The following is a 26,485-nucleotide window of genomic DNA, read 5'->3' as shown; positions in this document are numbered from 1 at the left end:
AACCGGCCTCGACCACGCGCGCGAACGCAGGCTAGGAGTTCTCGGCGACCAGCTCGGCTACAGCCTGCAGGGCCAGGACGTAGGACATGGTGCCGAAACCGGCGATGGTTCCGGTGGCGACGCCCGCGACGACGGAGTTGTGGCGGAACTCCTCGCGGGCGGCCGGGTTGGTGATGTGGACCTCGACGAGCGGGGCGGTGCGCTGGGCGACCGCGTCCCGCAGCGCGTAGGAGTAGTGCGTGAACGCGGCCGGGTTCAGCACGACGGGGACGCGCCCGTCGGCGGCCTCGTGCAGCCAGCGCATCATCTCGGCCTCGTCGTCGGTCTGCCGGACCTCGACCTGCAGGTCGAGGCGGCGGCCCGCGTCGCGGCAGACGGCGACCAGGTCGTCGAAGCTGGCCGTCCCGTAGGTGTCGGGCTCGCGGACGCCGAGGCGGCGCAGGTTGGGGCCGTTCAGGACGAGGACGCGGGTCATCGGGCGATCTCCCGGTAGGCGGCGGCGAGCAGGTCCTCGTCCGGGCCTTCGAGGCGGCCCGGCTCAGCGATGCCGTCGAGGACGACGAACCGGAGCGTGGCGCCCCGCGACTTCTTGTCGATGGTCATGGTGGCGCGCAGGCCGGGCCAGTCGGCGGCGTAGGAGACCGGGAGACCCACGGCCTCGATGATGTCGCGGTGCCGCCGGACGACGTCGGCGGGCAGCCGCCCGGCGAGGCGGGACAGCTCGGCGGCGTACACCATGCCGATCGCGACGGCGTGGCCGTGCCGGAACCGGTACTCCTCGTTCTTCTCGATGGCGTGCGCGAGGGTGTGGCCGTAGTTGAGGATCTCGCGGAGGCCGCTCTCCTTCAGATCGGCCGACACGACGCCGGCCTTGACCCGGACGGCCCGTTCGACCAGTTCGCGGGTGTGCGGGCCGTCGGGGTGCGCGGCGCCCTTCGGGTCGTCCTCGACCAGGGCGAGGATCTGCGGGTCGGCGATGAAGCCGGCCTTGATGATCTCGGCGAGGCCGCTGACGTAGTCCTCGCGCGGCATCGTCACCAGCGTGGCGAGGTCGCACAGGACGCCGGCGGGCGGGTGGAACGCGCCGACGAGGTTCTTGCCCTCGGGGACGTTGATGCCGGTCTTGCCGCCGACCGCCGCGTCCACCATGCCGAGCAGCGTCGTCGGGACGAGCACCGCCCGGACGCCGCGCAGCCACGAGGCCGCCGCGAACCCGGCGAGGTCGGTGGTGGCGCCGCCGCCGACGCCGACGACGACGTCCGTGCGGGTCATGCCGAGGCGGGCGAAGGACGACCACAGCCCGGCGAGGACGCCGACCTCCTTGGCGGCCTCGCCGTCCGGGACGGGCAGCGCGTGCACGGCGTACCCGGCCTGTTCGAGCGCCCCGCACACGGGGCGGGCGATCTGCGGCAGCCCCTCGGCGTGGACGACCGCGACGGTCCGGGCCCGCTCCCCGACCAGGGAGGGCAGCTCGCCGAGCACGCCCGTCCCGATGACGACGTCGTAGGGGTCGGCGCCGCCGACGTGCACCCGGGCCTGCGTCACGCGTCCCCCTCCAGGGCCCTCACGACCTCTTCGACGATGTCGGCGGGCTCGCGCCCGTCGGTGTCGACATCCACGGTGCCGAGCCGCTCGTAGATCGGGAGCCGCTCCTCCAGCAGCTTGCGCATCTGGCTGCGCGGGTTCAGCACGAGCAGCGGCCGCGCCGACGCCAGGCCGACCCGCTTGATCGCCTCGGCGAGGCCGACCCGCAGGTAGACGACGGTGTGCCCGGCGAGCAGGTCCTGCGTCTCGGGCGCGAGGACGGCGCCGCCGCCGAGCGCGACGACGCCGTCGTGCTCGGCCAGCGCCTCGGCGACGGCGGCGCGCTCCATCGCGCGGAAGCGCTCCTCGCCGTCGTCGATGAAGATCTCGCCGATGGGCTTGCCCGCGGCCCGCTCGACGTCGGCGTCGGTGTCGCGCAGCGTGACGCCGAGGCGGTCGGCCAGCCCGGCGCCGATCGTGGACTTGCCCGAGCCGGGCGGCCCGATGATGACTGCCTTCGGTCGCATGGCACCGCTCACTTGATCGTCAGGGAGGACAGGTATCCGCGCAGGTTGCGGGCGGTCTCCTCGGCGGAGTCGCCGCCGAACTTCTCCAGCGCCGCGTCCGCGAGGACGAGCGCGACCATCGCCTCGGCGACCACCCCGGCGGCCGGGACGGCCGTCACGTCGCTGCGCTGGTTGATCGCCTTGGCGGGCTCTCCGGTCGTGACGTCGATCGTGTCGAGCCGCCGCGGGACGGTCGAGATCGGCTTCATCGCGGCGCGCACCCGCAGCACCTCGCCGGTGGTCATGCCGCCCTCGACGCCGCCGGCCCGGTTGGTGCGGCGGCGGATCCCCCCGGCGGTCGCGTCGATCTCGTCGTGCGCCCGCGAGCCGGGCCGCCGCGCGGTGGTGAACCCGTCGCCGAGCTCCACGCCCTTGATCGCCTGGATGCCCATGAGGATGCCGGCGAGCCGGGAGTCCAGGCGCCGGTCCCAGTGGACGTGGCTGCCGAGGCCGGGCGGGAGCCCGTAGGCGAGGACCTCCACCACGCCGCCGAGGGTGTCGCCGGCCTTCTTGGTCTCGTCGATGTGCGCGACCATCCGCTCCGACGCCTCGCCGTCGAAGCAGCGCACGGGGCTCTCGTCGACCCGCGCCAGGTCGCCGGGCTCCGGCAGGACGCCCTCGGGGGCCTCGACCTCGCCCAGCGCGATCACGTGGCTCAGGACGTCCACGCCGAGGGCCTGCTTGAGGAACGCCTTGGCGACGGTGCCGAGCGCGACCCGCGCGGCCGTCTCCCGCGCGCTCGCCCGCTCCAGGACGGGCCGCGCGTCGTCGAAGCCGTACTTCTGCATGCCGACCAGGTCGGCGTGGCCGGGCCTCGGCTGCGACAGCGGGGCGTTCCTGGCCTGGGCAGCGAGGACGTCGGCGTCCACGGGGTCGGCCGACATGACCGTCTCCCACTTGGGCCACTCGGTGTTGCCGACCTCGATCGCGACCGGCCCGCCGAGCGTCGCCCCGTGCCGGACGCCCCCGATGATCGTGACCTTGTCCTGCTCGAACTTCATCCGGGCGCCCCGGCCGTGGCCGAGCCTCCGGCGGCGCAGTTCCTCGGCGATGTCCCCCGAGGTCACGCGCACTCCGGCCGGAAGCCCCTCCACGATCGCGGTCAGGGCCGGGCCATGGGACTCCCCCGCGGTCAACCATCGCAGCATGGGAGGAATCCTATTGACTCCGCGCGCCCGCCCGTGACGGCGTCCAGCATCTGAGAGGCTCGTCGGGGAGGTGGGCGATGGGAAGGGCCGGTTCGGACGGGGTCGAGACGAGGCGGGTGCTGCTGGGCCAGGCGCGGGCGTCCGCCCAGCTGGGGTCGCCGATGTACGCCGAACTGCTCACGCGGGCGGCGGAGGATCCGGGCGCGGTCGTGACGGACGTGCTCGGGGAGCGCACGCATACCGGCTACGTCCTGGGCATGCTCGGGACGGTGCACCGGCTCGTCCTTGAGGGGCGGGCGCCGGAGCTGGCCGCGCACTACCCGACCGCCGGCGGGACGCGGGACCCGCTGGAGGCCTGGCCCGCGTTCCGGGACGTGCTCGCCGGGCACGCGGCCGAGATCCGCGACGGCCTCCTCGCCCCGCCGCAGACCAACGAGGTCGGGCGGGCGGCGCCGCTCGTCGGCGGGCTCCTCGCGATCGCGGACGCCTGCCGTCCCGCGGGCTCCCCGGCCCGGTCCCTGCCGGTCAGGCTGCTGGAGATCGGGGCCAGCGCGGGCCTGAACCTGCGCGCCGACCGCTTCCGGCTCCTGCACGAGAGCGGCGCGTACGGTCCGGAGTCGCCGGTCGTCCTGCCGGACGCCTGGCGGGGCCTTCCCCCGGTGGGCGCGCCGCTCGCCATCGCCGAGCGGCGGGGATGCGACCCGAACCCGCTGGACGCGGCCTCGCCCGCCGGGCGGCGGCGGCTCCTGTCGTACGTGTGGCCCGACCAGGCGGCGCGGGTGGCGCGGCTGCGGGCGGCGTTCGAGGTCGCCGCGCGGGTCCCCGCGACGGTCGTGAAGGCGGGCGCCGCGGACTTCCTGGAGGGGCTGGCCCCCGAGGAGGGCGTCGCCACGGTCGTGTGGCACTCGACGATGCGCGCGTACATGTCGCGCGACGAGGCCGCGCGCGTCGACCGGAGCATCGAGCGGGCCGGGGCGGCGGCCACCCCCGGCGCACCGGTTGCGCACCTGTCGTTCGAGGGCCGCGACGCCTCGCGGCTCGACGTCCTGCACGTCGTGACGCTGCGGCTGTGGCCGGGCGGAGAGCCGGTGGTCCTCGGCGAGGGCCCGTCCCACGGCCTCCCCACCACCTGGTTCTGACCGCCGCGCCCTCGTCCCGGCGTCAGGACCGGCCGAGGGCCCGGTCGATCGCGACCCGCACGGGGGACGACGGGGGCAGCGGCCCCGCCGGGGTCAGGGGCGGCTGCGCCATGAACCGGGGAACGGCGCCCCGGTGCGCCTGCGCGGCGTGGACGAGGAACGGGTGGCACAGGTACACGTCGCCCGCCCGCCCTGTGGCGTAGGCGAGCGGGCGGTGCTCGGTCGCGGGGACGGCCTTGCCCGCCAGGTCCATGAACGTCAGGCCCGCCTCCCCCGCCGGCTCCAGGATCGGCGGGACGTCCAGATGGGAGCCGACGCGGATGCGGGTGGGCCCGTCGTCCTCCCCCACGTCGGAGAACAGGAACAGCATCAGCAGCGCGCGGCCCTTCGACGCGACGTTCACCCGGTAGGACATGAAGTCGGCCGGGTCGTCGCCGGGGAAGCTCGCGTCGATGTGCCAGCCGTCGTCACCGGGCGGCCGGTCGCTGGGGAACCGCACCGGGAACGTGCCGAGGCCGGCGCGCGGCAGCCAGGCGCCCTTCCCGACGACGGCGTCGAACGCGGCGTGCAGGGGGCCGGTGTTCACGGCGGCCCGGAACGGTTCCTCGGAGTGGTCGCCGAGCCGCACGACGGGATGCGTCCACGTCCCGGGATCGTCGGGGTCGCAGCCGGTGTCGCGCCACAGGATGTCGCGGCACTCGGCCGCCAGTTCCCGGGGGAACGCCCGCTCCACCCGGACGTATCCGTCAGCGATGAAGGCGTCGACGTCGATCATGGCGCCAGGGTCGCAGAGCGGGCGCTGCGGAGGCCAGCGATTTACCGCGCCCCCGACCTCCCGTCCGGGGAGCTACCTGCGCAGGACGTTCAGTTCGACGCCGCCGACGATCCGGCCGCGCAGGAGTTCGGCGAGGCGGTCGGAGACCCGCTGGACGGTGCCCCGCTCGTCGTGCCCGGGCACGACGGCGAACCGGACGGCGATCTCCGCGGAGGTGCCCTCGACGACGCGGACCCCGCTGACGGAGGGGTCGGAGCCGAAGGCGGCCTCGACCGCGGCGAGGACGTCGGGGTCCTCGTGCGGCGGCGGGATCGGGCGGCCGTCGGCGAGCAGGTGCAGGCGCAGCCCGTCCACGGCGAACGGGACCGGGCCCGCCACGTCCACGACCAGGGCGTCCGCCCCCTCGTCGAGGGCGGCGCGGCAGGCGTCGCCGGCCCGCACCGCGACCGGGCGGGCGTCGGCGCGCCAGGCCTTCATCGTCTCGGTGCAGGTGAAGCCGAGCACGCCGCGCCGCCCGTCGTCGCCGATCAGGGTGGGCAGCGCCATGTCGCTCGACTTCTCCCGCCGCAGCTCGCCGGGCGCCGCGGGCTCCTCCTCGGTGAGGACGGCGACGATCGGCACCAGCAGCCGCGCGCCCTGGAGCCGCCGCAGCACCGTGTGCACGCCGACGCGGCCGGACGCGTACCCGGCGAGCGCCTCGCACAACCGGGGGTCGGCGCTTCCGTCGTCCCCGGGGAACTGTGGTTCGGGAATGGTCAGTCCGGACACGCCAGGAAGGCTATAGCCTCCGGCGACCGCGAGGGGCTACTCCGCGGATACTCTCCGCGTCCGCGGCGCGGTCACCCGAGGTCGGCGATGGCCGCGACGGTGCCGCCGCCCGACGGCCCCTGGTGCACCGCCGCGACCGACACGAACACGGCCGGGTCGCCGGTGACGGACGCGGCGACGCCGCCGACGCACGCCTTGATCTGCCGGTGCCAGTGCACGTCGGAGTCGTCCAGCATGATGTTGCGGCGGCCCCGGACCGAGCCGCGCGGGTCGGCCTCGCACTTGATGAACACGTTGACGAGCCGGTCGCCGAGGTCGGACGTGCGGGGCCGTTCGGGCAGGTCCAGGCCCGTCGACCGGACGGCGTCCCAGATCCCGTCGGCGTCGAGCGCGTCCTTCATCACCCCGTGCCCGGCCCGGTACCGGCCGCCGATGCCGCGCACGTTGCCGACGACCACGATCTGCGCCCGGTCCAGCTCGACGCCGGACGAGCACGACGCCACCGACGAGTACAGCGACAGGTCCGTGTGGATCTGCTCGGCGGACGGCGGTTCGATCTCGCCGAGCGCGACGGCGATGCCGAGCGCGGTCGTGGAGTTGGAGATGTCCATCGACTTGAGGGTGTCCTCGGTGACGACGTCGCGGCCGCGCCTCCTCGCGTCGTTGATCGTGTCGAGGGTGAGCAGCGGCGTCTTGGTCTGCACGTAGTGGACGTCGGCCGGGTCGTCGATCCCGGCGGTCTTCATGGCCTCGCGCACGCCGGCGGCGACGGTCTCCACCATCGCGGGGCGGCCGATGTCCTCGGGCAGGATGACCTCGCTCATCGCGACGCCGACCGACAGCCGCGGCTCGTCGGAGGCGGGGACGCGGGCGGGGTCGGCGGTCGCGAAGACGGTCGCGTGCGGGCTGAGCACCCCGTCCGTGCCGCCCGACCACACCAGCGGGACCCGAGCCACCTCGTCCGCGGTCCGGGTGCCCTTCGCGAGGAGCACCTCCCGGAACGCCCGGTCGGCGAGCAGCCGCGTGTAGTCGTTCACACCGCCGTTGCCCTCGGTCTTGCCGACGACCGCGAGGACCCGGTCGGCCTCCAGCACGCCGTCGTCGATCAGCCGGGCCAGCCCGGACGCGTCGGTCACGCTCTCGATGGGGATCTTGCGGACTTCGATCGGATCGGGCACCGTCATCGCTCCTCACCTGCTGTGTTGATCGGTCTCTACCCGGGGTCAGCCCTCGACGACCGTCCCGGCCCCGCCGTGCGCGGCGTCGCCGAGCCGGGCCAGCGAGGCGATCGCGGCGCGCCGCCCGCCGGACGCGACGAACCGCCGCACCGCCTCGACCTTCGGGCCCATGCTGCCGCCGGCGAAGTGCCCGGCGGCGGCCAGCTCCGTCAGCTCCGCGACCGTCGTGCGGTGCAGCGGCCGGGCCCGCGGCGTCCCGAACCCGGTCATCGCGTTCTCCACGTCGGTGGCGATCACGAGGGTGGTCGCCTCCAGGCGGCGCGCCAGCAGCTGCGCGGCAAGGTCCTTGTCGACGACGGCCTCGACGCCGCGCAGCACCCCGTCCGACCGGGCGACGGGCACTCCCCCGCCGCCCGCGGCGACCACGACGTGCCCGGCGTCCAGGAGCACGGCCGCCGCGTCGGCGTCCAGGATCTCCAGCGGCTCGGGCGAGGCGACGACGCGCCGCCAGCCCCGGTCCCCGAACCGCTTCCACACCTGCCCGAGCGCCATCGAGCGGCGGGCCTCCGCCTCGGGGAAGTACCGGCCGATCGGCTTGGCGGGGGCGGCGAACCCGGGGTCGGCGGCGTCCACCAGCGTCCGCGTCACCGCGGTCGAGACCGGGCGGGCGGCGCCCCGCGCGGCCAGCGCCCGCTCCAGCGCGTTCATGACCATCACGCCGACGGTGGCCTGGGTCTGCGCGCCGCACCAGTCCAGCGGGACGGGCGGCACCACTGCCGACGCCAGCTGGTTCTTGATCAGCAGGTTGCCGACCTGCGGGCCGTTGCCGTGCGTGAGCGCGACCCGCGCGCCCGCCGCGACCAGGTCCGCCACGTGCGCCATCGCGGCCTCGATCGCGGCCGCCTGCGCGTCCGGGGTCGCGCTGCCGTCCGGTGCGGTCATGGCGTTCCCGCCGAGGGCGATCAGGATCCGCTCGCCGCCGTGCCCCCCGCTGCGTCCGTCCGCATGGCCCCAGGTCACGGGACGGACGCTAACCCGCGCGGCGGCCGCCCCTCACGGGCGAATTCCGCCCAACGAACGCCGTTTCTTCGGCAAGTTCCGGCGGTTCTCCCCGGCGCCCGCGGAGCGGGGACGCCTCAGCGCAGGCGCGCGAGACGGCTCACGGCCTCGTCGATGACCTCGTCCTTCTTGCAGAAGGCGAACCGGACGAAGTGGGCGCCCGCCTCGGCGTGGTCGTAGAACACCTGGCTCGGGATCGCGACGACGCCCGCCTTCTCCGGCAGCGCGCGGGCCAGCTCCCTGCCGTCGGTGAAGCCGAGCGGGCGGATGTCGGCCTGCACGAAGTAGGTGCCCTGCGGGCGGCAGGTCGTGAACCCGGCCGCCTCAAGGCCGGTGATGAGCCGGTCCCGCTTGGCCTGGAGCGACTTGCGCAGCTCCTCCACCCACGGGATCTCGTTGCGCAGCGCGTACGCGGCGGCGTGCTGGTAGGGGGCGCTGACCGCGTAGGTGAGGAACTGCTTCACGGTCTGGACGGCCCGGATGTAGGGGGCGGGCGCCGTCACCCACCCGGTCTTCCATCCGGTGACGGAGAACGACTTGCCCGCGGACGACACCGACACCGTCCGCTCGCGCATGCCGTCGAGCGTCGCCAGCGGGACGTGCTCGGTCCCGTCGAACGTCAGGTACTCGTACACCTCGTCGGTGATCGCCACCAGGTCGCGCTCGCGGCAGACGTCCGCGATGGCCTCCAGCTCGTCGCGCGTGAACACGGTGCCGGCGGGGTTGTGCGGCGAGTTCACCAGGATCGCCCGGGTGCGGGGGCCGACGGCGGCGCGCAGCTCGTCCGGGTCGAAGGTGAAGCGCCCCTCCACCGGGCGCAGCGTGACGGGCCTGCGGACGGCCCCGGCGAGCGCGATCACGGCCGCGTAGGAGTCGTAGTACGGCTCGAACACGACGACCTCGTCGCCCGGCCCCGCCAGCGACAGCACGGACGCGGCGATCCCCTCCGTGGCCCCGACCGTCACGAACACCTCGGTCGCCGGGTCGAACGACAGCCCGTACCGCTCCAGCCGCTGCGCCGCCACGGCCTCCCGGAGTTCGAGGAGCCCGGGGCCGGGCGGGTACTGGTTCGCGCCCGTCCGGACGGCCTCGACGGCCGTTTCCAGCATCCGCGGCGGACCGCTGGTGTCCGGGAAGCCCTGGCCCAGATTGATGGCCCCGGTCCGGACGGCGAGAGCCGACATCTCAGCGAAGATCGTCTCGCCGAATCCCTGCATGCGCTCGACCAATGGCTCGCTCACGCCCCAAGCCTAGGCCCCCGGCCCGGTGCGCACGGCGCCGCCGGGGACGGCTCGCCGATCAGATCCAGCCCATGTCGACGGCGGCACGGGCGGCGCGGATGCGGGTGGGTTCGCCCATCTTGGCCATCGCGGTGGACAGGTAGTTGCGGACGGTGCCCTCCGACAGGTGCAGGTCGGCCGCGATGCGGGCGGTCTCGGCGCCGGCCCCGGCGAGGCGGAGGACGTCGCGCTCGCGCTCGGAGAGCGGGTTGTCCCCGGCGGCCATCGCGCTGGCGGCCAGCTCGGCGTCCAGGTACCGGCCGCCGCCGTGGATCTTGCGGATGGCGCTGGCGAGCTCGTCGGTGGGGGCGTCCTTGGCGACGAAGCCGCTGACCCCGGCGGACATGGCGCGGCGCAGGTAGCCCGGGCGGCCGAAGCTCGTCAGGATGCACACCGCGCAGCGGGCGCCGGCGGCGTGCAGCTCCTCGGCGACGGCGAGGCCGTCCGCGCCCGGCATCTCGATGTCGAGGACGGCCACGTCCGGGTCGTGAGCGGCGACCGCGGCGGCGACCGCGTCGCCGCGGCCGACCTCGGCGACGACCTCCAGGTCGGGCTCCAGGCCGAGGAGGGCGGCGACGGCGCCGCGGATGAGGTGCTCGTCGTCGGCGAGCAGGACGCGGATCACGCGGGCCGCCCGGCCGTGAGCGCCTGACCGGCGTCCGTCCCGCCCCCGCCGCGTTCGTGCGCGGGCGGGAGCGGGACGGCGGCGCGCAGCAGGAACCCGTCGCGGCCGTGCCGGCCGGCGGTGATCTCGCCGCCGAGCACGGCGACGCGTTCGGTGAGGCCGGCCAGGCCCGAGCCCGCGGCGGTCTCGGCGCCGCGGACGCCGTCGTTGCGCATCTCCAGGAACACGGAGTCACCGTAGAGGACGCCGACGCGAGCGGGGCCGCGGTCCACGACGAGCGAGATCGCGCAGTTCCTCGCCTCGCTGTGCTTGATGACGTTGGTGGCGCCCTCGCGGATCACCCAGGCGAGCACCGAGCCGACCTCCGGCGGCAGCCCGTCCGGCGGGCGGCCGATCTCGCAGCGCACCCCGGCGGCCTCCAGCACGGCCCGCACCCCGGCCAGTTCGGCGTCCAACTCCACGGCCCGGTAGCCGCGGACGGCGGCGCGGACCTCCCGGAGCGCCTCCCTCGCGGCGCGCTGGACGTCGGCCATCTCGGCGCCCGCCCGGTCGGGGTCGTCGCGGACCGTCCGCTTGGCCAGCTCGCTCTTCACCGCGATGAGGGAGAGGCTGTGGCCGAGCAGGTCGTGCAGGTCGCGGGAGAAGCGGAGCCGCTCCTCGGTGACCGCGAGCCGGGCGAGGGCGTCGCGGGCCGCGTAGGCCTCCTGGTGCAGCTCCCACATGCGCCGCTGGTACCGGTTGACGAACACGACGAACCCGGAGATCGCGGTGTACAGGGCGAACAGCACCGGGAAGATCGCGTACCAGGGGGCGTCGCCGTCGGGGTACAGGCGCTCCGCGGCGATCGTGCCGACCGCCCCGCAGTACGCCCCGGTGCCCGCGCACAGCGCGGCGATCCGCCTCCGTCCCATCGGGGACAGCACCACGGCCGAGACCCAGAAGACGGGGATGACGCTGAACCACGGGCTGGTGAGCAGCATCAGGCTCAGGGCTCCGGCGACGGCGCCGCTTCCCACGGCGTCGCGCCTGGACGTCGTGCCTTCGAGTCCCGCCCGGACGAGGCGCGCGTAGTACCAGGCGAGCACCGCGAGTCCCGCGACGGCCGCGACGATCACCGGCACGGACGCGTCGCCGTCGGTGTACGCCTCTTCGAGGCCGTACAGGCCCGGCAGGACGAAGCCGACGGCGGCGAACATGAACGAGCGGTACGTCACCCGCCTGTACCGCTCCAGCTTGCGGGCGGCCTGTTCCTCGATGTCCGCCGTGGTCGCGACCGCCATGTTGCCGATCCTCCTCGCATCGCACTGTAACGGGGCCCGCGGCGCGTCAGGCGCGGCGCGGCTCCCACCGGAACCAGCGGGTGGCCAGCAGGCGGCCGAACGCGATCCAGAAGGCCAGGACGAGGAACGGCCGCACGCAGGTGAGCCAGCCTTCGGCGGGGCCGACGGACGGGTGGCCGGGGCGGTGCACGAAGTCCTGGCCGAAGTAGCCCGTCCGGACGATCTCCACGACCGGGCTGAGCGGCACCCACCGGCAGGCCTCCTGAACCCAGCCGGGCAGGCCGCCCATCGGGAACATGACGCCGGCCCCGAGCATGCAGCCGAACATGATCGGCAGGACGGTGAGCTGCGCCAGCTCCGCGTTCGGCGTGATCCCCGAGACGGCGAACGCCAGCGTCGCGAACACGGCGGCGCCGCCCGCGAGCCCGGCCAGCAGCAGGACGGGGTCGGCGGGGACCCTGCCGCCCATCGCGGCGCCGAGCAGGACCAGCAGCGCCGCGGCCTGCACCGCGTACAGCGCGGTCGCGGTGAGGACGCTGCCGGCGGCGATCTCCGCGTCCGACAGGGCGGTGCCGCGCAGCCGCTTGAGCGTGCGGTCCTCGCGGCGGGCGGTGAGCACGTTGACGAGGTTCATGAAGACGGCGAAGACCAGGAAGAACCCCAGGTGGCCGGTGCCCTGCAGGAGGGCGCCGTCGACGCCGTCGATCTTCTCGCCGCGGACCGGGACGAGCATGGCCGCGAACAGGACGGGCAGGCCGGCGGCGGTGAACAGGGCGGTCCGGTTCCGCCAGAGCAGGACGAGGTCGAGCCGGGCGACGCGCAGCACCGCGGCGGAGCCCGTCGAGGGGAGGATCATCGGGGGGCTCCTTCGGCGGTGCGCAGGAAGACGTCTTCGAGGGAGGCGCTGCGCGCCCGCAGGCCGTCCAGCCGGACGCCCTCCCGGTCGGCCCAGCGCAGCAGCGCGTAGAGCCCCGCCTGGAGCCCCGTGGCGTCGCCGTCGCCGTCGCCGGAAGGCAGGGCATAGGACGCGACGGCGCGTCCGCCCTCCACCCGGACGTCGGCGCGGGCGCCCGGCAGAGGGGGCAGTTCGGCGGCCTGGACGCGCTCGGGCAGCCGGAACTCGATGCGGTCGCCGTGCCCGGCGACGACGTCGGCGACCGTCCCGGACGCCTCGATCCGGCCCCGGTGCAGGATCGCGAGCCGGCCGGCGAGGTGCTCGGCCTCCTCCAGGTAGTGGGTGGTGAGCAGGACGGCCGCGCCGCCCGCCACCACGTCCTGGACGACGTCCCAGGTCGCGCGCCGGGCCTCGGGGTCCATGCCGCTCGTCGGCTCGTCCAGGAACAGGACGTCGGGCCTGCCGAGCAGGGCCAGCGCGAGGTCGAGGCGGCGCTTCTGGCCGCCGGAGAGCTGCCGCACCCGCACGCCCGCCTTCTCGGCGAGCCCGGCCAGCGCGATGGCCTCGTCACGCCCGCGCGCGCGGGCGGTGAAGCCGCGCCAGTGCTCGACGGTCTCGGCGACGGTGAGGTCGGCGAAGAAGCCGCCGTCCTGCAGCATGATGCCCATGCGCGGCCGGACCCGGCGACGCTCCCGGTGCGGGTCGTGGCCGAGGACGCGGACCGTGCCCTCGTGGACGGTCCGGTGCCCCTCCAGCGTTTCGAGGGTCGTGGTCTTGCCCGCGCCGTTCGTGCCGAGCAGCGCGAACAGCTCCCCCGCCGCGACCTCGAACGAGATCCCGGCGACGGCCTCGAAGTCCCCGTACCGCTGCCGGAGGCCGTCGACGCGGATGGCCGGATTCGTCTCCATGGCCCCAGCCTCGCGACCGCGCGTGCGTCCCGGTAGAAGCGCGTGTCACCGGTCCGGGACGCGCGCCGTCACGTGATCGGCGTGACAGGTGTCATGCCCCGGTCTCAGCCGGCGACGCTGATGACGTGCCCGACGGTGGACGGGTCGCCCGCGACGTCGAGGAGCGCGGTGGCGAGGTCGGCGCGGGCGATCGACAGGCCGCCGAGGACGTTGCGGTCGGCGGCCCTGCGGTAGCGGCCGTTGCCGGGGCCGCCGGTGAGGCGCGGCGGGCGGACGATCGTCCAGGCGAGGCCGGATTCGCGGGTGAGGGCCTCGGCGGCGCGCATGTCGGCGAACGCGTGCTTGAGGAGCGGGCCGAGGACGAGCGGCTTGACCACGAACCGGGTGAGCGGGTCGTCGCCCGGTCCGGCGTGGAGCCCGGACGCGCTGGTCAGCACGAACCGCTCGGCCCCGGCCGCCCGCATGGCCGCGGTGATCGCGCCCGTGCTGGCCGCGCAGACGCTGGTCGGCCGGCGGCCGTCGCGGGTGCCGATCGCGGTGACGACGGCGTCGCGGCCCTGGACCGCCTCCTCGATCGCGGCCGGGTCCATGACGTCGGCCTGGACGACGTCGGCGCAGGCGCGGATCTCGCCGGGCAGGGCGGCGGGGTCGCGGACGACGGCGGTCACCTCGTGCCCGGCGTCCAGCGCGCGCCGGGCGACCTGGACGCCGGTGCCGCCGGTCGCCCCGAACACCGTGAGTTTCATCGGGTCCTCCTTGGAATCGCCAGGGCGAAGGGCGGTGAGTGAGTGCTTACTAACCTCTATCGTGGTGAGCGTTCACTCACCTGTCAAGGGGGCCTCATTGAGCGACGCGCGCGAACGGATCCTCGACGCCGCGGCGGACATCATGCGGCGGCACGGGGTCGCCCGCGCCACCACCAAGGAGATCGCGAAGGCGGCCGGCTACTCCGAGGCGCTGCTCTACAAGCACTTCCGCGACAAGGACGAGCTGATGCTGAGCGTCCTGAAGGAGCGCATGCCGCCCTTCACCTCGATGGGCGTCCCGGGCGAGGACACCGTCGAGTCGAACCTCGTCAGGATCGTGCACGGCGCGCTGGGCTTCTACCGGCGGTCGTTCCCGATGATGGTCTCGATGGCGGCGCAGCCGCGGCTGCTGCACGCGACCCGCGAGTCGCTCCGCAAGTACGGCGCGGGCCCGCACGCGCCGGTGCGCGCGCTGGCCCGCTACCTGGACGCCGAGCGCGAGCTCGGCCGGGTGGCGCCGTCCGCCGACACGCAGGCCGCGGCGGCCCTGCTGATGGGCGCCTGCTTCCAGCAGGGGTTCCTGCTCTACTTCGCGGAGGGCGAGGACGCCCCCGAGTCGTTCGCCCGCGGCCTGGTCCGGCCCGTCCTCGCCGAACTCCTCCCCTAGAGCTCGCTCAGCCGGCTCTTGACGACCTTGCCCATGGCGTTGCGGGGCAGGGCGCCGACCAGGTGGACGACGCGGGGCCGCTTGTGCACCGACAGGCGCTCGGCCACGAAGTCGATGAGCTGCCTCTCGCCGACCCCGTCGGCGACGACGTAGGCCGTGACCTGCTCGCCGAGGTCGTCGTGCGGCGTGCCGACGACGGCGGCCTCCCGCACGGCGGGGTGGGCGAGCAGCGCGTTCTCGATCTCGCCGGCGCCGATCCGGTAACCGCCGCTCTTGATCAGGTCGGTGGAGGCGCGCCCCACGATCCGGTGCCAGCCGTCCGGGCCGATCGTGGCGATGTCGCCGGTGCGGAACCAGCCGTCCGGCGTGAACGACTCCGCGGTCGCCTCGGGCCGGTTGAGATACCCCTTGAACAGCAGCGGCGCGCGGACGTGCAGCTCACCGGGCGTCTCCCCGTCCGGCGGGACGGCCGAGCCGTCCTCCGCGGCCAGGCGGGTCTCCACTCCGGGCAGCGGCGTGCCGACGTAGCCGGGGCGCCGGTCGCCCCCGGCGCGGGCGCTGACCGTGATGAGCGTCTCGGTCATGCCGTACCGCTCCACCGGCCGGTGCCCGGTGAGGGCCGAGAGCCGCTCGAACACGGGCACGGGCAGCGGCGCGCTGCCGGACACCAGCAGCCGCGCGCCGCGCAGGGCCTCGGCGGTGGACGGGTCCGCCGCCGTCCTCGACCAGACGGTGGGGACGCCGAAGAACAGGCTGCCGCCGTCGTCCCGCGCCGCCGCCGCGTAGAGCTCCGGCTTGGGACGCCCGGTGTGGACGAGGGGCGAACCGACCCGCAGGGGCCCGAGCACACCGAGGACGAGCCCGTGCACGTGGAACAGCGGAAGCCCGTGGACCAGGACGTCGCCGGGCGTCCACGCCCACGCCTCGGCGAGGGCGTCGAGCCCGGCGGCGATGGCGCTCCGCGAGATCAGCACGCCCTTCGGGGCGCCCGTCGTCCCGCTCGTGTAGAGGATCAGGGCGGTCGCGTCGGCGGGGACCTCCCCGTGCCCGCCGCTTCCGCTGCTCGGCAACCGGTCGACCGGGACGAGCGGCGGCTCCGTTCCGGACACCTCCGTCGCCCCGTCCGCGAGGATCAGGCTCGCGCCGGAGTCGCCGAGGATGTGGGCGCGCTCGGCGGGCCCGGAGTCGGGAGGCAGCGGCACCACGGGGACGCCCGCGAGGAGGCCTCCCACGACCGCCGCGACCGTCTCCAGGGACGCCGTCGCGTGCACGGCGACCGCGTCCGCGCCCCGGATCTCCGCGGCGACGGCGGACGCCCGGCCGAGCAGCTCGTCGCGTGGCAGCTCCCGTCCGGCGATCCGCACCGGGCCGCCCGTCCCGCCGAGCAGGTCCATCACTCGCCCCTCTCCTCGTTCTCCCGTTCCTCCAGCCAGGCCATGACCGCGCCGGTGTGCTCGCCCAGCAGCGGCGGCGCGGTGTGCTCGCGCGGCGGCGCGCCGTCGAAGCGCAGCGGCGGCCCCGGCAGCTCGATCGGGCCGAGCTGAGGGTGGTCCACCTCGACGACCAGGCCCTGGGAGCGGGTCTGCTCCCAGTCGTACACCTCGTCGATCGACCGGATCGCCCCGGCCGGGACGCCCGCCTCGCCGAACCGCGCGAGCCAGGCGTCGCGCGTGCCGGCCGCCAGCGCCCGTTCGATGTCGGCGGTCAGCTCGGCGCGCCGGGCCGCGCGGTCGGGGATCGTCGCGTAGCGGGCGTCGTCCGGGTCCAGGCCGACGATCGGCGCGAACCTGCGCCACAGGTTCTGGTTCGCGACGCCGATCTGGAGCTGCCCGTCCTTGCAGCGGAACGTCCCGTAGGGGGCGATGGACGGGTGGTCGTTGCCGACCGACTCGGGGACGTCCCGGGCGACGGTCCAGCGCGTCCCCTGGAACATGTGGGCGCCGACCACCGACGCCAGCAGCGAGGTGCGGACGACGGCCCCGCGCCCGGTGCGGGTCCGCTCGTACAGGGCGGCCAGCACGCCCGCGACGCCGTTGCCCGCGGCGAGGATGTCGGCGATCGACAGGCCGACCTTGCTCGGCGTTCCGGGCGGTCCCGTCACGCTCATGATCCCCGCCTCGCCCTGCATGATCGCGTCGTAGCCGGGCCGGCCGCCCTCGGGCCCGTCGTGCCCGAACCCGGTGATCGACAGGACGACCAGCCCCGGGTTCAGTTCGTGCAGCCGCTCCACCGGGAAGCCGAGCCGGTCGAGCACCCCCGCCCGGAAGTTCTCCACCAGCACGTCGGCGTGCCGGACGAGCCGCGCGAGGACGTCCCGGCCCTCGTCCGACTTCAGGTCGAGGGTGATCGACTCCTTGTTCCGGTTGATCGACAGGTAGTAGGTGCTCACGCGGTCCGCGCCCGCGAACGGCGGGCCCCAGCCCCGGGTCTCGTCACCGGTGCCGGGCTGCTCGACCTTGATCACGCGGGCGCCGAGGTCGGCGAGCGTCATGGTGGCCTGCGGACCCGCCACGACGCGGCTGAGGTCGACGATCACGACGCCTTCGAGCGGTCCGGGCAAGGGGCGTTCTCCTTCTCGGGGCTCCGGGGGGACGGCTCCGTTCTCAGGCGGGCTCGGGTACCTGGAAGTATGCCGTCCGTGCCGCCGACTCCCGTGTCCCACCCCGGAGGAGGGTCCTCCAGCGTGACCTACTCCGCGCTCGCCGCGCGGCTGCTCGCGCTGCCGCCGTCCTGCGGCCCGGTGCGGATCGTCGCGGTGGACGGCCCGAGCGGCGCGGGCAAGTCCACGTTCGCGGGCCACCTGGCGGAGGTCCTGGTCGGCGCCCCGGTCGTCCGGTCGGACGATTTCCGGGTGCCGTGGGACGCGGACCCGCTCACCTGGTGGCGCCCCCTCCGGCACGCGGTGCTGGGCCCGCTGCGGGACGGGCGGCCCGCCGTGCTGCGCCGCTACGACTGGCGCCACGACCGCTACGGCCCCGAGGAGAGCATCCCGCCCGCTCCCGTGCTGCTCGTCGAGGGCGTCGGCTCCGCCTGGGCGAAGGCGCCCGCCGCCTACCGGATCTGGATCGACGCACCGTACGATCTGCGCCGTGCCCGCGCCCTCGACCGGGACGGCCCCGAGTACGCCGGGGCCTGGGAGGACTGGGCCGTCCGCGAGCAGGCCCACTTCACCGCCGACGCCACCGTCGACCGCTGCGACCTCCTCGTGGACGGCACGACCTTCACCCCGCACCGCTTCAAGGCCCGTCCCCCCGGCGGCGAACCGGAAAGAGCGGGCCCCGCGCTCTGAAGCCCGCGCTTTAAAGGAAGCGGCGAATAGGAGTGATGGACAGTTCCTTGGCGCGCTGCCGGACGGAACGCCGCGCCCATCGCGCATGCTCGATCTGCTTGCTGCGGGAGAGGTCCTCTTCGAAATGGCCGTCCAGGGTCGCGGTCAGCTCCGGGTCGATGACGGCGAGCATGACCTCCTCGTCGTGGTCCATGGAACGCCGGTTGAAGTTCGTGGACCCGATGAGCGACACCATTCCGTCCATGGTGAGGATTTTCGTGTGCAGCATCGACGGCTGGAACTGGTTGATGCGCACGCCGCACTTCAAAAGGTCCTCGTAATGCCGCTGGCTCGCCAGGCGGCTCACGCGCTTGTCGGCGTGCGGGCCGGGGAGGAGCATTTCCACCTCGACCCCGCGGGCGACGGCCTCGCACAGCAGATTGACGAAGTAGTCGTCGGGGGCGAAGTAGGCGGAGGCTATCCGCAGCCGCTTCTCGGCCAGTTCGAGGACGACGCGGAGCAGGGTCTGCATGTCCTGCCAGCCGACGCTGGCCGACCCGCGCACGACCTGGACCACGGCGTCACCGGCCGGCTCGTGTCCGACGAAGGTGTCGCGCTCGTCGAACAGGACGTCGTGGCACTCGGCCCAGTTCTGCGCGAACGCTGCCGCGATGCCGTCCACCGCGGGCCCCTGGACCCTGAAGTGGCTGTCGCGCCACTCGCTCTCGTCACGGGCGTCCCCGCACCACTCCTCGGCGATGCCGACCCCGCCGGTGAAGGCCACCTGCTCGTCCACCACCAGCACCTTCCGGTGGCAGCGGTGGTTCTGCTTGAACGGCGAGACGTAGACGGGCTTGCGGAACCAGGCGACCGTGACGCCCGCCCGCTCCATCTTCTCCACCAGGTCCTTCTCGATCTGCCAGGCGCCTATGCCGTCCAGCAGCAGCCGGACCCGCACCCCGCTGCGGGCGCGCTCCGACAGCGCGTCGGCGAACCGGTGAGCGATGTCCCCGCGCCAGTAGACGTAGGTCATCATGTCGATGGTCCGCCGCGCTCCGGCGATCTCGTCCAGCATCCGCGGGAAGATCTCGTCCCCGTTGCGCAGGGGGGTCACGGCGTTGCCCTCCGTCGCCGCCACACCGATCAGCCGCTCCAGGGATCGGCGGATCCGGTGCGCGCGGTCCTCGGACGGAGATGAGAGCAGGTCGTCTCCGGGGGTCACCGGTTGCTGCTGCGACAGGGTCATCTGCCTTCTTCTCCTCACACCAGGCCGGCGATCAGCGAACTCGCGCCCTCACACCGAAAGCACGAAAGCGATCGCCGCTCGGCCGAGACCAGTCCCCCCTGATTCGCGTTTCATGCCGCCACCCCGGCGCCTGAGAGCAAACCGACATTCCCTGACCACGCGATGCTTTTGTTTGGACGCGGAGAGTATTCGACTCGAATACCTCGGCACGCGATTCGCCCCGCCCCCCGCACCAGGCACCACCACAAAAAACCTGAATACCCGTGGGAGAAGGAGGAGGGGAAACCGGCCTAGCGGTGGATCGAAGGCGGTGACGTCATGGTGCTCGGTAGCATCGGCATCCGGATACGGGAGGGGCACCGGATGCCGATCGAAGCCGACCATCGCGGGTCCGACTCGCCGTACATCGCGCGGGTCTGGCGTGGTCGCGCCAGCGGGGTGGAGAGCCTGACTTCGGTCGCCACGTCGAACTGGGAGCTCGTCTTCTGGGAGTTCGAGGGCACCCTGCGGGTCTCTGTGCGGGGTCCGGAGACGTTCGCGTCGACCGCCGAGGTGACCGGCGAGTCGGAGTCGTTCGGGATCACGTTCGCGCACGGCGCGTCGATGCCGCATCTGCCGGTCGCCCGGCTCGTCGACACCGGGGTGGAGAGTCCCCATGCCGACGGCCGCGTCTTCGTCCTGCGGGGCGAGGAATGGGCCGTCCCCGGCTTCGACGACGCGGAGGATTTCGTCGACCGGCTCGTGCGCGCGGGCGTGCTCACACGCGACCCGCTCGTCGACGAGGTCGTGTGGGGCGGCATCGCCAAAGTGGGGGGCCGGTCGGTGCAGCGGCGCGTCTCCGCCGCGACCGGGCTGACGCAGGGGGCGATCCGGCAGATCGATCGGGCCCGGCACGCGGCCGTGCTGCTCGGTGAGGGCGTGCCGCCCCTCGAGGTCGTGCACCGGGTCGGGTACTACGACCAGCCGCATCTGGCGAGGTCGCTGCAGCGGTTCATCGGCCGTACGGCGACGCAGCTGCGGCGGCGCGAGGACGGCGGCGAGCCCCTGTCGCTTCTGTACAAGCCTGAGGACGACGGGCGTTTCTAGGTTTGGGTCACCGCGAGAAGAACGGCGCGGCCCGACACTGGAAAGGTGTGACCCGAAATGTCACAAGGCACTGCCGCCCCGACCGATGGCATCGTCACCTCGGCCGACGGCACCGTCATCGCCTACACCGCGTGGGGCGAGGGGGATCCGATCGTCCTCGTCGACGGCGCGACCGCCCATCGCGCCACAACTCCCGAGAACTCCCAGACGGCGGAACTGCTCGCGGACGGGTTCCGGGTGGTCGTCTACGACCGGCGCGGACGCGGGCAGAGCACGGACACCGCCCCCTACGCCGTGGAGCGCGAGTTCGAGGACCTCGCCGCGATCATCGAGCAGGCGGGCGGGGGCCGGCCGGCGACGGTGTTCGCCTGGTCGTCCGGTGGGCACCTCGTCCTCAACGCGGCGCAGGCCGGGGTGCCGATCGCCCGCCTGGCGCTGTTCGAGCCGCCGGTCGTGGTCGACGACAGCCGCCCTCCGCTTCCCTCCGACTACGTCGAGCGGCTCGACGCGGCCGTGGCGGACGGCCGGCCCGGGGACGCGGTGGAGCTGTTCATGACCGCCGCCGCGGGAATGCCCGCGGAGGCCGTCGGCGGAATGCGCGGGAGCGACTTCTGGCCGGCGCTCGAAGCGGTCGCCCCGACGATCGCCTACGACGGCCGGAACGTCGGGGACACGATGTCCGGCAGGCCGCTCCGCGGCGACCTCTGGGACAAGATCACCGTGCCCGTCCTCGTGCTCTGCGGACAGGACACCTGGCCGCACCTCGCCGCGGGGGCGAGAGCGGTGGCCGACCACCTGCCGACCGCGACGCTGAAGGCGGTCCCGGGTGAGAACCACAGCACGACCGCCTCCGTCCTCGCGCCGGTGCTGGGCGCGTTCGCCAGGGGAGCCTGACATGGGAAAGATCGTCGTGTCCGAGTTCATCTCCCTGGACGGCGTCGTCGAGGCGCCCGGCGGCGAGGAGTTCAAGTACCCGAACTGGAGCTTCGACTTCGACCGCGGGCCGGACGGCGAGCAGTTCAAGGTCGACGAGGCGCTCGCGTCCGCGGCGCTGCTGCTGGGCCGCACCACCTACGAGGGCTTCGCCTCCGCCTGGCCCAAGTACGAGGGCGAACTCGCCGACAAGTACAACGGCATGCCGAAGTACGTCGTCTCCGGCACCCTGAAGGATCCCGAGTGGACCAACACGACGGTGCTGTCGGGCGACCTGACGGATGAGGCCGCCCGGCTCAGACGGGACGTGGACGGCGAGATATCGGTTGCCGGCAGCATCCGGCTCGTCCAGGATCTCCTGGCGCGCGACCTGGTCGACGAGATCCACCTCATGTGGTTCCCCGTGATCCTCGGCCACGGTCGCAAGTTGTGGGCGGATACCCCCGACAAGAGCGCATGGACGCTGACCGAGTCGACGAGATACGGAAAAGACGCCCTGGTCACCATCCACCAACGCGCATAGACGCCTCGTCCGCTACCAGGCTCGGCGGCGCGCAGCCCGAGGACGGAGCGGGACAGCACGACATGAGCATGGCGGCATCACGCCGTCAGATCCCCGGCCGCACCTGAAGATCTCCTCGCAGGCCGTCGCGGGCGGTGACGTGCCGCTCCGGCCGCGCGGAGTCGGCCGCGAGCAGGTACGCCCGCGACCGCAGGCCGCAGGCGTGCGCTGTACGGGAAGCGTCCGGTGGCGCGGCGCAGATCGGACACCATGGCGGTCTCGACCTCGCCCTGGGCGAGCGTGTTCACGGGCCAGTGCGACAGGCGGGGGCCTCGTCATCGCTCGGGCAGGTGCCCCGGGCGAAGTTGCGGAGCCGCGGCGGGGTCCCCGCGGGGTCGCCCAGCGTCGCCTCGTCGATGGCCATGCGGTCGATTCTCGCCGGTAACACGAGGGCGGTATCCGTGTTCCTACCGCCGGTCCGTCTCTGGCAATGTGGCCGGCCGGCGGCGAACGTTGACCGCATGAGCATCTCCTTCTCCCATGACCATGTAGGCCTCAGCGTGACCCCCGCTGACCTCGACGCCACCGTCGACTGGTACTCCCGGACGCTCGGCCTCACCGTCGACCGGCGGTTCGACACCTACGGCATGACGTTCGTCTTCCTCGTCCGCGGGGACGTCAAGATCGAACTGATGGCGACCGCGTCGACCCGCCAGGCGCCGACGGACGACGTCCTGTCGAGCATGGACCCGGCGCGCCTGCACCACATCTGCCTCGCCGTCAACGATCTCGACGCGGCCGTCTCCGAGCTCCGCGACCTGGGCGTGGACCTGATCGGTGGGCCCATGACTGTGACGGAGATCGGTCAGCGCGTCGCGTTCGTCAGCGACAACCTCGGCAACATCATCGAGCTCACCGAACCCGGCACCCGGCTCTAGACCGCCGGACCGCTCCGGACGCGTGCCCTCGGAGCCTCAGCCGGTGCGGTGGCCGAGGTGGTGAAGTGCGGCGTCGAGGCAGCGGCGGAGGTCGCCGGCGTCCGGGGCCACGGCGGTGAGGAGGACGCCCGGCCCGGCGAGCGGAGTGATGACGCCGTGTGCGCGCGCCGGGACGTCGTCGAGGATCCGCACGCCGGGCGGATGGTCCCGGTAGGCGGGGTCGACGACGAGCAGTTGGCCGACGGCGCGGTTCCCCGGCCAGCACGGTGGGGCCGTCCAGCCGGGGGCGCCGGGGGCGTAGGCGGTGTGCTGGTCCAGCAGTGTCCGTCCGCCGTGGCGGACGGGGATGCGGCTGGCCAGCCGTCCCGCCGGCTCCTGAGCGCGGCCGAGGATCTGCTGCTCGCCGAGGAAGAGCCGGGCGGTGCGGGCCAGGTCGACGCGAATGTCCTGACGCAGGTCGCCTCCGGCGGCGGAGATGACGGGTTCGGGCAGCCATTGCAGTCGCGCGGAGTCCTCCACGCGCAGCGCCACGTCGAGGACGGCGTGGTCCGGTGCGGGTCCGGGGAGTGCGACCGTGGCGGCGGCGGAGATGACGTGCAGGTCGGCGTCCGGCCCGACGACCGCCCCGATGCGCAGGCGGTCGCCGTTGTGCGGGGCGCTCATGGTGTTCAGGAGGCAGACGCGCGCCTGGGAGCCGCGCGGACGGAGGCGGCGGAGAGCGAAGGGGCCGTCGCCGTGGAGCAGCGGCAGATCGGTGACTCCGTCGGCGGCCTCGGCTCTGAGGCGGGCGGCGGCACGCAGCCCGAAGGGAGCGGGCGGCGCCATCGCGGCGGTGACCGGCGCGCGGACGCTGTCGTAGGCGGCGGCCTCGGCCGCGTTCCGCGGTGTCAGCCCCGCCGTGCCCGCGGCGAGGCCGAGCACGACGGGCTGGTGCGCGCCGGAGGGACGTGCCGCCGCCAGCCGTTCCAGCTCGGGGCTGGGCCAGACGGCGCGGACGGCGCGCGTCAACTGCCGTCCGAGCCTGCGCGCCGCCTGGCGCAGTGCCGGGGCGGGTGTGCGCGTCGGCGGCGTCGTCTGGCCCAGCGGGTCGTGTCCGGTCGCCGCGGCGGCGGCCAGGAATACCGCGACCAGGTGTACGCGCACTCCCGGTCGGACGCCGCGTGCGGCGACACCGGCACCGGCCGGGTTTCCAGCGCGGGGTTCACCTCGTAGAAGTGGGAGCGGGAGCCGTCGCCGCCGGGTGGTTCCGCGGGCGCGCCTCCGGCCCGGCGCCTGCTGCGGAAGGGGATCCGGTTGACGAGCAAGAGGTGGTCGAGCACGTCCAGGACGTCGGGCGGCCGCTCCCCTCGTCGCGCAGCTTCAGGTCGAGGCGAGGAAGTCGAGCACTCTGTTCCAGGTCAGCTCGGACGCGGCGGAGTCGTAGTCGGGGAATTCGGGGTCGGTGTAGAAGTGGCCGACGCCCGGGTAGCGGAAGATCTCCAGCTCGGCGCCGGTCGTCAGGGCCGACCGCCGCAGGGCGGCGACCTGATCGGGCGGTGCGAAGTGGTCCGGCTCGGCGGCGTGCAGTTGCACCCGAAGGCCCGGCCGCACGGACGCCGGGATCTCTGCGGGGGCGTGCAGCAGGAGGACCCCGGCGGCATCGGGGCGCTCGGGCCAGACGGCGCCGACGACGCCCGCGCCCATGGAGAGCCCGGCCAGCACGGTCTGGTCCGGCATCGCCTGGAGGGCTTGGCGGGCGCGCTCGACCACCGTCGCCCAGCCGACCTGGTCGGCTGTCCGGAACCCCTGGTCGAGCGTGGTCGCGGTACGGCCGCCGAACAGGTCCGGTGTGAGGACCTCATGCCCGGCGCGGCGCAGTCGCTCGGCCGCGGCGAGTTCGGCGGAGCGCAGCCCGAGGACGGAGTGGAACAGCGCGACATGAGCCATGACGGCATCATGCCGTGGACTCGCGTGGACGCCGGGCGGGCGGTGACGCGCGAGGGTGGCCGCTCAGAGTCGGCCGGGGGCTGGACCGGTGACGCCCGACACCGAGGTTGAGCCCCCGCGCGCATCGGCGATGAGAGTCCCCTCAGGGCTTCGGCCCGGATCGCGACGCGACCAGCTGACCGGCTTGACCATGAGGTTTCGCGGAAGCGGTCAAGAAGGACAGAGGATCCTCCTACGAAACGGCTTTACTCCTTCCGAAACTATCGCCGCATGTCGACGTCAGTGAATTTTCGGGGCTGACAACGCGGAGCTTCGACGTCCACATGCGCCAAAAAAGATCTTCTGAAGTGATCGCAGGTCAGCTCTCTGACGTCCAGCAGAACACCAGGTCAGGAAGGGAATCGCGGACCGGGTCGCGGGACGAACAATTGCCCCTCCTCCGGCATCATAAAGATCAGATGCCATGAACCACACGGTCCACGGCATAAAGGTCCAGCTGATCAACAGCGGGACAAAGCCAACTCACACCGGGAGGCAACCCGATGCAGCGCACCTGCAGCGCAAGGGTCGCTCCGCAAGACAACGGCGGCGCCAAGCCGCTCACCACTCACGCCGATCCGGCGGAGACCATCTTCACTGACGCCGGCTCTCCCCTCGCCATGGTGCGGGAGCGGTTGCGTCACGTCCGCTGGATCGGCGGCGGCAGCGGCGGCGGTAAGACGACCACCGCCCGGCTCCTCGCCGAACAGGGCGAGGTGTACCTGTACGACACGGACGCGACCATGCCCGTCCACGCCCGTCGCATGCCCGTGGAGCAGGCCCCCTACCTGGGGGGCTTCGCGGCCATGAGCATGGACGAGCGGTGGGTGACCAGGACTCCCGAGGCGATGCTCGACACCTTCCACTGGTACCAGGGGGAGGGGTTCTACGAGATCATCAAGGATCTTCTGGAGCTTCCCGACGACCGGCCGGTGATCGCCGAGGGCTTCCGGCTTCTGCCGGGCCTCGTCCGGCCACTGCTGACACGGGAGGACCAGGCGGTGTGGCTGCTGCCCACGCCAGAGTTCCGCAAGTCGGTGTTCGAGCACCGCGGCGGTCTGGAGTGGGGATTCGTCGCCAAGACCAGTGACCCGGAGCAAGCGCTGGAGAACCTCCTCCAGCGCGACGCGATGTTCACCGACCGGATCGCGGACCAGATCCGGCACCTGGGCCTTCACGGGTTCAAGGTGGACTTCTCGGTCGCCAAGGAAACCCTGGCGCAGCAGGTCTCCGCGCTGTTCGGCCTGAACTGAGAGGCCGAGCACCGCGAAGACCAGGTGGCCCGTAACACCTGAAGCACAAGCGGTCGGGCGGCTCGCGCCGCCCGACCGTTCCACAGGGCTCACCGGTCTGACCACGGCCGGTGAGGTGTTGTTCCGACGGCGCGTCCACGGACGCGCCGTCCAACCCGCAGGGCCCGGCACACACTGCCGGGCCCTGTTCCCTGTCGCCGCCCGAGTCGAGCAAGCAACGCGCCGAGCAAGACTGACTTCTAGCCGGACAGCAGTTGCGCCCGCACGAAGCCGAGAAGCAGGACGAAAAAGCCGCCGATCTCGGCAACGATGAGAGCAATCATGAATGCGGTGGTGCCACGGACCCGGTCACGAAACTGGTTGTCGGTGTCCCGGCGCCAGCCGTGGTAGACGTACGTGCCGATCGAGGCGACGAAGAACAGCACGCTCGCCCCGGCGGACAGCAGGTTCACGATCGCGTTCCAGCCGCTGAACTGGACGAACGCGGCGATCAGCAGGGTGGCGAACGAGTAGAGCAGAGCGGCACGATGCGCCGTGTCCACGTACGGATGGGCCAAGTGGTCCTTGGACCGGGCCATCTGCCGGTATTTCCAGACGCCCAGCGCCAGTGCCCACAGGAATATCAGTCCAGCCGCCAGCAGGACGACCTTGGTGCCGGTGCCCAGTTCCATCGTTACTCTTCCCATCGTTCGCGGCACTGCAGTGAGAGGACGGCCCTCGCAGCGCAGGCGCCGGT

Annotated in this window: 27 protein-coding genes and 1 pseudogene; 8 read left to right on the top strand and 20 right to left on the bottom strand. The window is 73.4% G+C overall.

What is annotated here, in order from left to right; all coding sequences use genetic code 11:
- Positions 1-31: 31 nt before the first annotated feature.
- Genes aroQ through aroC form a run of 4 tightly spaced genes read right to left on the bottom strand, consistent with a single transcriptional unit; the run spans position 32 to position 3,238 of the window.
- Entirely contained in the window at positions 32-475 is a 444-nt protein-coding gene (aroQ, locus tag AB0K37_RS11910) for a type II 3-dehydroquinate dehydratase (RefSeq protein WP_363978645.1), read from the bottom strand.
- Positions 472-1,545: a 3-dehydroquinate synthase gene (gene aroB / locus AB0K37_RS11905; protein ID WP_363978642.1), complete on the bottom strand. Its 1,074-nt coding sequence runs from the start codon at positions 1,543-1,545 to the stop codon at positions 472-474. The genes aroQ and aroB overlap by 4 nt, the downstream gene beginning before the upstream one ends.
- Positions 1,542-2,051 (bottom strand): shikimate kinase, encoded by a 510-nt coding sequence (locus AB0K37_RS11900; RefSeq protein WP_363978639.1) that lies wholly within the window; start codon positions 2,049-2,051, stop codon positions 1,542-1,544. The genes aroB and AB0K37_RS11900 overlap by 4 nt, the downstream gene beginning before the upstream one ends.
- Positions 2,052-2,059: 8 nt before the next feature.
- Positions 2,060-3,238 carry a chorismate synthase gene (gene aroC / locus AB0K37_RS11895; protein ID WP_363978636.1) on the bottom strand — a complete coding sequence of 393 codons (1,179 nt, stop codon included), beginning with the start codon at positions 3,236-3,238 and terminating at the stop codon, positions 2,060-2,062.
- A gap of 77 nt (positions 3,239-3,315) precedes the next feature.
- Between aroC and AB0K37_RS11890 the strand changes: the two genes are divergently transcribed.
- Complete coding sequence (locus AB0K37_RS11890; RefSeq protein WP_363978633.1) at positions 3,316-4,377, top strand: DUF2332 domain-containing protein; 1,062 nt, start codon at positions 3,316-3,318, stop codon at positions 4,375-4,377.
- Between the two features lie 22 nt (positions 4,378-4,399).
- Here AB0K37_RS11890 and AB0K37_RS11885 read toward each other — a convergent pair whose 3' ends face one another.
- From AB0K37_RS11885 to AB0K37_RS11840, 10 genes are all read right to left on the bottom strand, one after another.
- Complete coding sequence (locus AB0K37_RS11885) at positions 4,400-5,152, bottom strand: phytanoyl-CoA dioxygenase family protein (protein WP_363978630.1); 753 nt, start codon at positions 5,150-5,152, stop codon at positions 4,400-4,402.
- Between the two features lie 72 nt (positions 5,153-5,224).
- Positions 5,225-5,920 (bottom strand): SseB family protein, encoded by a 696-nt coding sequence (locus tag AB0K37_RS11880; RefSeq protein WP_185023558.1) that lies wholly within the window; start codon positions 5,918-5,920, stop codon positions 5,225-5,227.
- Between the two features lie 71 nt (positions 5,921-5,991).
- Complete coding sequence (locus AB0K37_RS11875; RefSeq protein ID WP_363978627.1) at positions 5,992-7,104, bottom strand: ring-opening amidohydrolase; 1,113 nt, start codon at positions 7,102-7,104, stop codon at positions 5,992-5,994.
- Between the two features lie 39 nt (positions 7,105-7,143).
- Positions 7,144-8,118 carry a carbamate kinase gene (locus tag AB0K37_RS11870; RefSeq protein WP_363978624.1) on the bottom strand — a complete coding sequence of 325 codons (975 nt, stop codon included), beginning with the start codon at positions 8,116-8,118 and terminating at the stop codon, positions 7,144-7,146.
- 116 nt (positions 8,119-8,234) lie between these two features.
- The gene (locus AB0K37_RS11865; RefSeq protein ID WP_363978621.1) at positions 8,235-9,398 is read right to left on the bottom strand and encodes a pyridoxal phosphate-dependent aminotransferase; all 1,164 of its coding nucleotides are present in this window, start codon (positions 9,396-9,398) and stop codon (positions 8,235-8,237) included.
- 58 nt (positions 9,399-9,456) lie between these two features.
- The gene (locus AB0K37_RS11860) at positions 9,457-10,062 is read right to left on the bottom strand and encodes a response regulator transcription factor (RefSeq protein WP_363978618.1); all 606 of its coding nucleotides are present in this window, start codon (positions 10,060-10,062) and stop codon (positions 9,457-9,459) included.
- A complete protein-coding gene (locus AB0K37_RS11855; RefSeq protein ID WP_363978615.1) occupies positions 10,059-11,342 on the bottom strand; it encodes a sensor histidine kinase in 1,284 nt (427 codons plus the stop codon). Before AB0K37_RS11855 ends, AB0K37_RS11860 begins: the two co-directional genes overlap by 4 nt.
- A 46-nt stretch (positions 11,343-11,388) precedes the next feature.
- A complete protein-coding gene (locus AB0K37_RS11850; protein WP_363978612.1) occupies positions 11,389-12,198 on the bottom strand; it encodes an ABC transporter permease in 810 nt (269 codons plus the stop codon).
- The gene (locus AB0K37_RS11845) at positions 12,195-13,145 is read right to left on the bottom strand and encodes an ABC transporter ATP-binding protein (protein ID WP_363978609.1); all 951 of its coding nucleotides are present in this window, start codon (positions 13,143-13,145) and stop codon (positions 12,195-12,197) included. The genes AB0K37_RS11850 and AB0K37_RS11845 overlap by 4 nt, the downstream gene beginning before the upstream one ends.
- Positions 13,146-13,249: 104 nt before the next feature.
- The gene (locus tag AB0K37_RS11840) at positions 13,250-13,891 is read right to left on the bottom strand and encodes an NAD(P)H-binding protein (RefSeq protein WP_363978606.1); all 642 of its coding nucleotides are present in this window, start codon (positions 13,889-13,891) and stop codon (positions 13,250-13,252) included.
- Positions 13,892-13,988: 97 nt separating this feature from the next.
- Here AB0K37_RS11840 and AB0K37_RS11835 point away from each other — a divergent pair, with 97 nt between their 5' ends.
- Positions 13,989-14,558, top strand: a complete 570-nt coding sequence (locus AB0K37_RS11835; protein WP_363978603.1) for a helix-turn-helix domain-containing protein — start codon at positions 13,989-13,991, stop codon at positions 14,556-14,558.
- Here the strand turns inward: AB0K37_RS11835 and AB0K37_RS11830 are convergent.
- A complete protein-coding gene (locus tag AB0K37_RS11830) occupies positions 14,555-15,952 on the bottom strand; it encodes an acyl-CoA synthetase (protein ID WP_363978600.1) in 1,398 nt (465 codons plus the stop codon). The two genes, AB0K37_RS11835 and AB0K37_RS11830, sit on opposite strands and share 4 nt — an antisense overlap.
- Complete coding sequence (locus AB0K37_RS11825; protein WP_363978597.1) at positions 15,952-17,118, bottom strand: CoA transferase; 1,167 nt, start codon at positions 17,116-17,118, stop codon at positions 15,952-15,954. Before AB0K37_RS11825 ends, AB0K37_RS11830 begins: the two co-directional genes overlap by 1 nt.
- A gap of 123 nt (positions 17,119-17,241) precedes the next feature.
- Between AB0K37_RS11825 and AB0K37_RS11820 the strand changes: the two genes are divergently transcribed.
- The gene (locus AB0K37_RS11820) at positions 17,242-17,847 is read left to right on the top strand and encodes a hypothetical protein (protein ID WP_363978594.1); all 606 of its coding nucleotides are present in this window, start codon (positions 17,242-17,244) and stop codon (positions 17,845-17,847) included.
- Positions 17,848-17,857: 10 nt separating this feature from the next.
- Here the strand turns inward: AB0K37_RS11820 and AB0K37_RS11815 are convergent, their stop codons facing one another.
- On the bottom strand, positions 17,858-19,072 hold the full coding sequence (locus AB0K37_RS11815) for a phospholipase D-like domain-containing protein (RefSeq protein ID WP_363978591.1): 1,215 nt from the start codon (positions 19,070-19,072) through the stop codon (positions 17,858-17,860).
- A 318-nt stretch (positions 19,073-19,390) separates the two neighbouring features.
- Here AB0K37_RS11815 and AB0K37_RS11810 point away from each other — a divergent pair, with 318 nt between their 5' ends.
- The 4 genes from AB0K37_RS11810 to AB0K37_RS11795 all read left to right on the top strand — a co-directional run bounded on the left by AB0K37_RS11810 (position 19,391) and on the right by AB0K37_RS11795 (position 22,531).
- Positions 19,391-20,158 (top strand): helix-turn-helix domain-containing protein, encoded by a 768-nt coding sequence (locus tag AB0K37_RS11810; RefSeq protein ID WP_363978588.1) that lies wholly within the window; start codon positions 19,391-19,393, stop codon positions 20,156-20,158.
- A 57-nt stretch (positions 20,159-20,215) separates the two neighbouring features.
- Positions 20,216-21,052, top strand: coding sequence for an alpha/beta hydrolase (locus AB0K37_RS11805; RefSeq protein WP_363978585.1), 837 nt, complete (start codon positions 20,216-20,218; stop codon positions 21,050-21,052).
- A 1-nt stretch (position 21,053) separates the two neighbouring features.
- Positions 21,054-21,614, top strand: a complete 561-nt coding sequence (locus AB0K37_RS11800; protein WP_363978583.1) for a dihydrofolate reductase family protein — start codon at positions 21,054-21,056, stop codon at positions 21,612-21,614.
- Between the two features lie 500 nt (positions 21,615-22,114).
- Complete coding sequence (locus AB0K37_RS11795) at positions 22,115-22,531, top strand: VOC family protein (RefSeq protein WP_363978580.1); 417 nt, start codon at positions 22,115-22,117, stop codon at positions 22,529-22,531.
- A gap of 36 nt (positions 22,532-22,567) precedes the next feature.
- On the opposite strand, the gene AB0K37_RS11790 is transcribed toward AB0K37_RS11795, so the two are convergent.
- Both AB0K37_RS11790 and AB0K37_RS11785 read right to left on the bottom strand, forming a co-directional pair.
- A complete protein-coding gene (locus AB0K37_RS11790; protein ID WP_363978577.1) occupies positions 22,568-23,674 on the bottom strand; it encodes an urease accessory protein UreD in 1,107 nt (368 codons plus the stop codon).
- A 216-nt stretch (positions 23,675-23,890) separates the two neighbouring features.
- A pseudogene (locus AB0K37_RS11785) lies at positions 23,891-24,475 on the bottom strand (dienelactone hydrolase family protein); the annotation flags it as partial.
- A gap of 524 nt (positions 24,476-24,999) precedes the next feature.
- Between AB0K37_RS11785 and AB0K37_RS11780 the strand changes: the two are divergent.
- The gene (locus tag AB0K37_RS11780; protein ID WP_363978574.1) at positions 25,000-25,749 is read left to right on the top strand and encodes a hypothetical protein; all 750 of its coding nucleotides are present in this window, start codon (positions 25,000-25,002) and stop codon (positions 25,747-25,749) included.
- Positions 25,750-25,988: 239 nt separating this feature from the next.
- On the opposite strand, the gene AB0K37_RS11775 is transcribed toward AB0K37_RS11780, so the two are convergent.
- A complete protein-coding gene (locus AB0K37_RS11775) occupies positions 25,989-26,420 on the bottom strand; it encodes a hypothetical protein (protein WP_363978571.1) in 432 nt (143 codons plus the stop codon).
- Between the last annotated feature and the right edge of the window lie 65 nt (positions 26,421-26,485).

The sequence above is a fragment of the Actinomadura sp. NPDC049753 genome, from assembly GCF_040674655.1.
Lineage (GTDB): Bacteria > Actinomycetota > Actinomycetes > Streptosporangiales > Streptosporangiaceae > Spirillospora > Spirillospora verrucosospora.
Note: the sequence above shows the minus strand (reverse complement) of the source record. Positions and strands in the feature narration are given on the sequence as shown.

Bases quoted from the DNA above. Each gene is read 5' to 3' on its own strand.
- AB0K37_RS11900 (WP_363978639.1), bottom strand. From the start codon at position 2,051: ATGCGACCGAAGGCAGTCATCATCGGGCCGCCCGGCTCGGGCAAGTCC.
- AB0K37_RS11805 (WP_363978585.1), top strand. From the start codon at position 20,216: ATGTCACAAGGCACTGCCGCCCCGACCGATGGCATCGTCACCTCGGCC.
- AB0K37_RS11795 (WP_363978580.1), top strand. From the start codon at position 22,115: ATGAGCATCTCCTTCTCCCATGACCATGTAGGCCTCAGCGTGACCCCC.
- AB0K37_RS11890 (WP_363978633.1), top strand. From the start codon at position 3,316: ATGGGAAGGGCCGGTTCGGACGGGGTCGAGACGAGGCGGGTGCTGCTG.
- AB0K37_RS11840 (WP_363978606.1), bottom strand. From the start codon at position 13,891: ATGAAACTCACGGTGTTCGGGGCGACCGGCGGCACCGGCGTCCAGGTC.
- AB0K37_RS11845 (WP_363978609.1), bottom strand. From the start codon at position 13,145: ATGGAGACGAATCCGGCCATCCGCGTCGACGGCCTCCGGCAGCGGTAC.
- AB0K37_RS11780 (WP_363978574.1), top strand. From the start codon at position 25,000: ATGCAGCGCACCTGCAGCGCAAGGGTCGCTCCGCAAGACAACGGCGGC.
- AB0K37_RS11885 (WP_363978630.1), bottom strand. From the start codon at position 5,152: ATGATCGACGTCGACGCCTTCATCGCTGACGGATACGTCCGGGTGGAG.
- aroQ (WP_363978645.1), bottom strand. From the start codon at position 475: ATGACCCGCGTCCTCGTCCTGAACGGCCCCAACCTGCGCCGCCTCGGC.
- AB0K37_RS11830 (WP_363978600.1), bottom strand. From the start codon at position 15,952: ATGGACCTGCTCGGCGGGACGGGCGGCCCGGTGCGGATCGCCGGACGG.
- AB0K37_RS11800 (WP_363978583.1), top strand. From the start codon at position 21,054: ATGGGAAAGATCGTCGTGTCCGAGTTCATCTCCCTGGACGGCGTCGTC.
- AB0K37_RS11875 (WP_363978627.1), bottom strand. From the start codon at position 7,104: ATGACGGTGCCCGATCCGATCGAAGTCCGCAAGATCCCCATCGAGAGC.
- AB0K37_RS11850 (WP_363978612.1), bottom strand. From the start codon at position 12,198: ATGATCCTCCCCTCGACGGGCTCCGCCGCGGTGCTGCGCGTCGCCCGG.
- AB0K37_RS11775 (WP_363978571.1), bottom strand. From the start codon at position 26,420: ATGGAACTGGGCACCGGCACCAAGGTCGTCCTGCTGGCGGCTGGACTG.
- AB0K37_RS11855 (WP_363978615.1), bottom strand. From the start codon at position 11,342: ATGGCGGTCGCGACCACGGCGGACATCGAGGAACAGGCCGCCCGCAAG.
- AB0K37_RS11810 (WP_363978588.1), top strand. From the start codon at position 19,391: ATGGTGCTCGGTAGCATCGGCATCCGGATACGGGAGGGGCACCGGATG.
- aroC (WP_363978636.1), bottom strand. From the start codon at position 3,238: ATGCTGCGATGGTTGACCGCGGGGGAGTCCCATGGCCCGGCCCTGACC.
- AB0K37_RS11815 (WP_363978591.1), bottom strand. From the start codon at position 19,072: ATGACCCTGTCGCAGCAGCAACCGGTGACCCCCGGAGACGACCTGCTC.